The organism is Micromonospora coerulea, assembly GCF_016598485.1.
Lineage (GTDB): Bacteria > Actinomycetota > Actinomycetes > Mycobacteriales > Micromonosporaceae > Micromonospora > Micromonospora coerulea.
Map to the genome: position 1 here is coordinate 1 of NZ_JAEMUW010000067.1, position 4,523 is coordinate 4,523.

5 protein-coding genes are annotated in these 4,523 nt (G+C 67.0%); 3 read left to right on the forward strand and 2 right to left on the reverse strand.

The genetic code is table 11. The features are described 5' to 3' along the window. The first annotated feature begins 130 nt into the window (after nucleotides 1–130). Nucleotides 131–397, forward strand: a complete 267-nt coding sequence (locus tag I8N68_RS32135; RefSeq protein ID WP_200216869.1) for a hypothetical protein — start codon at nucleotides 131–133, stop codon at nucleotides 395–397. Nucleotides 398–788: 391 nt separating this feature from the next. Here I8N68_RS32135 and I8N68_RS32140 read toward each other — a convergent pair whose 3' ends face one another. Then, nucleotides 789–1,730: an NAD-dependent epimerase/dehydratase family protein gene (locus I8N68_RS32140; RefSeq protein WP_234040993.1), complete on the reverse strand. Its 942-nt coding sequence runs from the start codon at nucleotides 1,728–1,730 to the stop codon at nucleotides 789–791. A gap of 11 nt (nucleotides 1,731–1,741) precedes the next feature. Then, nucleotides 1,742–3,160, reverse strand: coding sequence for a hypothetical protein (locus I8N68_RS32145; RefSeq protein ID WP_200216871.1), 1,419 nt, complete (start codon nucleotides 3,158–3,160; stop codon nucleotides 1,742–1,744). 212 nt (nucleotides 3,161–3,372) lie between these two features. On the opposite strand from I8N68_RS32145, the gene I8N68_RS32150 reads away from it, so the two are divergent. After that, nucleotides 3,373–3,576: a hypothetical protein gene (locus tag I8N68_RS32150; RefSeq protein ID WP_200216872.1), complete on the forward strand. Its 204-nt coding sequence runs from the start codon at nucleotides 3,373–3,375 to the stop codon at nucleotides 3,574–3,576. Between the two features lie 241 nt (nucleotides 3,577–3,817). After that, on the forward strand, nucleotides 3,818–4,441 hold the full coding sequence (locus I8N68_RS32155; protein WP_200216873.1) for an HIT family protein: 624 nt from the start codon (nucleotides 3,818–3,820) through the stop codon (nucleotides 4,439–4,441). The last annotated feature ends 82 nt before the right edge of the window (nucleotides 4,442–4,523 follow it).

Consider the following 4,523-nt stretch of genomic DNA (forward strand, 5'->3'; position numbering starts at 1 on the left):
TGGTCGGGCGCATCGGATTCCGGGACGCCGTCACTGACCCGTGCCAGCCGCCCACCCGCCGAGAACACCGTGTCGGCCTGCCTTGGGTGCCGGACCTCCAAGAGGACCCAGTGCTGGCACACTCACCGCTGTGACGACCTTCGAGTTCCGGATCACCGACGTGTTCGACATTCGGGGACGCCGCGGGCTGCTCGTCGTCGGCACGGTGCTGCAGGGCATCGCCCGATCGAGTACAAGACTCCGTGATGTCTCGACCGGGCACTCATTCGGCCTGATGGGCATTGACCTGGTCTGTTCACGAAGCCCGGACATAAGCGGGTTCGGCCTGGTGGTGGACCGAGCCGAGCGCGACTACGCCCAGCCCGGCCGCGTATGGGTCGCAGACGTCGAACCATGATCAGGCGTACTGATCTGCCGCGAGGCGCGCGCTACGCAGAGTCCCGCAGAGCTGGCTCGGGTGCTGTCCGGACGTGCCGATGAGCGCGCACCTGATCGTGCCAAAGAACGGCCAGCCGATCTTCAACCGGCTCCAATGCTGGCCGTCCGGGAGAGAGTGTCCGTTATGGAGGACCGAATACCTGGTAAGCGGTAGACCTTGCTTGGGTGACGACGGGGATGGTGACTGCAGCGGTGGGGCTCGGGGCCGGTGGGGGCGGGCGGATTTTGTGTCGCATGAGTCAGAGCTGCGGCAGTGAGCTGCCCTGGTTTCGTCGAGCTCCCGAAATATAAGACCCGCTGCCGATGCCGACACCTCGACGCGTCGATCCGCGGCCTCAGCGCCGGGACACTCAGCCGCCGCGGCTGATCCGCCGTGACCGTAGGTCTTCGCCGCTGCTCCAGGCCGCATATAGGGCACGGGCTGCCGTGCCTATCGACTCGGCTGGCGGCCGGCGCGGCCGCCAGCCATATTTGCGCAGCAGCGACGCGTCCATGGCGTACGCCCGGTCCTGCACCAGCCGATCGGGCGCGGACTCTGTCTGGGCCGCGACCCCGAGCGCCTCTGCGACCAGCTCGATCACGTCTAGGACGGTGAACGAGACCTCCGACGAGCAGTGGTACCAGCCCGTGGGCATCGACCCGGCGACCGCCATGCGCAGCGCGTCGCACAGGTCGTCGACGGAGAGGTACTCGCGGGTCTGCCGTCCGGTACCGAGGACCGGCACCGGGCGGCCCTCGGCGAGGCGCTGGACCGCGATGGGGATCAGCTTCCGCGCGCGCTGGCGCGCACCGACGAGGTTGCAAGATCGAATGACAGTTAGGTTCGTCCCGTACGTGTCGCGGTAGCACCGCAGCGTGGTCTCGGCCATGGCCTTGGACGCCGCGTAGGGCTGCGTCGGCCGCAGTGGCGCGTCCTCGGCCAACGGGCCGCCCTGGGGAACGCCGAGGACCTCGTCGGTGGAGAGGTAGATGGCCCGGGCAGACGGGTGTCGGCGCGACCACTGCGCCGCATTCAGCGCTATCGCGGGGTTGGAAACGAACGCGAGCGCGGGGTTGGCAAGCGCCTCATCCACGTCGGTCTGACCCGCGATCACAAGTAGGACGTCGGCCTCGCTGCAGGTGTCCAAACTGTTTTCGCGCCGCACCGTGACCTTAGCGCCCCGCTCGCGCAGGCGCGCGGGGACGGCTGGGTCGATCTCAGCCGGGTCGACCAGGACGAGATCGTCGGCCGGTGGCTCGCCGTCGAGTAGTAGCGTCGTGGAGACAAAGCCTGCAGCGCCGTAGACGATCATCCTCACCGGGTTCACCTTACGATCCGGTGCACCACGCGCTCGTAGCACGTTAGGACGTGTCGCAGGCCGCGCTTTGGATCGCCGATCAACCATGGCTCGGTAAGCAGGATGTGGACCGCGTCGCGGTAAGTCGTCCAGGCCTCGGTCCGGCGGATCTCCACGACCTGCGGCAACGTGACCCCGGCGAAGATTGACAGGTCTCCGGCCCGGAAGACGGCGTTCTGGACCGCCTCCATAATCGCCGCACGTACACGGGCCGGGTCGAACGTCCCCGTATCGTCGCTCGGCTGAAAAAAATTCGGGCTGTGCACGAGCGAGCGGTGCGCCGAGTCGACTGGGGTCGAGATGGCGATACCGAGCCGGGTGGCGAGGTTCGAGTTGTAGGTGAGGTCGAAGAGCCACTTGAGTGCGACGACGTTCGGCTTGTCGAAGTCGTAGCGCCCCGGCTTAACGTCGGCCTCGGCGCGCACCAGGTAACGTCGGTAGAGCGAAGCTCGGTTGATCGTCACCTCGCCCTTGCCCGTGGCGCGCTTGGCTAGCCGCAGCAGTTCGTTGCGCATGTCCTCGATGTTTCCCCCCTCGGCACCGACATCCTCGAGCAGGCGGTCGAGCCGCAGGCTAGCCGAACGCCGGATACGGGTAGCAAAGTCGGCGTCCCAGGCCTTGCACAGGTCGTCGTTGTCCTTGTCGACCCATGAGAACCGCAGGTAGCCGAAGGTGCCCTCGTGCTCGACCTGGCGCCAGTGTTCCGCGGCGAGACCCTGCGCGAAATGCGACTTGAGCGGGCTCGACTCCTTGATCAAGAACACGACGATGGCTTCCTCCCCGAGCAGTTGCACGAAGGCGCTGCGGCTTTCCGGCTCTACGTACGACTCCACAACGGCCGGATTCCGGAAGAGGAAGCTGCGGTTGACGACAACTTGCTCTGCGGAGATCAGGGACCGGACGAACTCCTGCCGAATCAGGTCGCGGCGTCCGGCGCCCAGGTCGTCCAGGGAGATCCGCTCCTGCTGGGCCAGTTTGAGGTGTTGACGGGTTGCCCACTGATCGTCGAGCGCGTACGGCAGCACGCAGGCCGCCTTGAGATCCGCCGGCGTTAGCCGGAAATACTCGGGCTCTCCGGCGGTATCCGCTTCCGCACCGCCGTTAGCTGCGGCGAGCTGCGGCGTCGCCGTTTTCGCCGCCGACCAGAGGGCGTGGAAGCGCGCCACCAGGGCGTCGTTGTCCGTCCGGCCAGCCTTGGCGCAGAGGACCTCGACGACGGCCTTGAGGTTGTGCCATTGGGGTAACCCGGCGCCGTTCAGCATGTTGTAGAAGGACGTGTGCGACAGAGCGCCGCCGAGCCTTCTCGAGACGAACTGGCCGGAGGGTGCGCCCGCGTCGAGATGAAGCTGGGTCAGCGCGGCCTTTAGCGCTTCGCGTTCGGTCATGGTCCAAACAGAATCTAGCCGCCCTGCGGCGGTTGTAAAGAGGTAGCAACCCCCGGCGTCAAACGCTGTAAAGCACCCGAAGGCCCCGCGACGGCTGTTTGTAAAGCGATGGTCAAAGTAGGCATCTAGGTAGTTGACCTTCGCTGCGGCCTCGCACGATGGTCGCAGCCGGTCCACTGGGGGCCGTCGGCACCAAGAAGGGACGGACCGCCATGGCCACGACTCCTACGGGCCAGCGCGCCGTGTGGACCGCGCTGATTCTGCTTACCGCCACGATCGCGGCGGCCGCAGCCGGCGTGATCGATCACCTCGGCGGGGCTGGCGTGCCGGACGCGATCCTCGTCGGCGGCAGCGCATTCGCCGGAACCACGCTCCTGTTGCTTGGCGTGGCGCACTTCCTGAGCGGCCGTGGCTGACCCGGATGCGCTCAGGAGGCGGATGGCTCGCAATGCAGGTGTCAGCGCTAGGCATCCGGATCTGCCGCGATCCGCGCGTGGCGGAGCGTGACGGCGGCCGCTACCGCTCGGCATCCTGATCTGCCGACGAGCGGATGCTTCGGGTTCATCCGGACCGTCGAGTACGAGACCGTCGGCGGTGCCTGGCAGCCACAACGGGGCTATCGATCACTTGGGATCTTGTCGTACTAGTCTTCGCCGCATGGCCTTACGACCGGACGAGTTCTATGACCACGCAGTCGCCGTCGCGGACAGCGAGCGCCGGCTCCCGTTGGCACGCATGACGGGATGGGAGATCAGTCCGTTCGAGCCGGACGGACTGCGCGTAGCGCCGTTGCGCCCGCCGGTGCTCCCGGAGCCCGCGCGGCACGGCGAGGATCCGTCGGACTGCAACGCCTGCCGCGACCGGGACGAAGGGATCTGGATCAACGATCACTGGCGGCTGGTCCGGATTCCGGGAGTGGGCGTCCCGCTGGTGCTCATGCTGTATCCGCGCGATCACTACGACATGGCGGATCTACCTGACGAACTGGCCGCCGAACTGGGGCTGTTGAGCACTCGCATCGTCCGCCACATGCAGGCACTGCCGCACATCTCGCGGGCCCACGTCTACCGCATCGGAGATGGTGGCGCCCACCTGCACGTTTGGTTCTTCGCTCGGCCCGAGGGGCAGGCCCAATTGTGGGGGTCGTGGCTGGTCGTCTGGGACGACCTGCTACCGGAGTACCCGGCGGACGTCGCAGAAGCTGACGCTGAAATCGTGGCAGACGCGTTGGTCGCGTGCCACGGAGGCCACCGGTCGCCCACCAGCGAACCGGCCGCCTGACCGGCCTGGTCCACGACCCGAGGGTCACCGTCACGGCTGTTGCCACCGCCGCCGCGCGGATTTGCCAAGGTCACGTATCCGG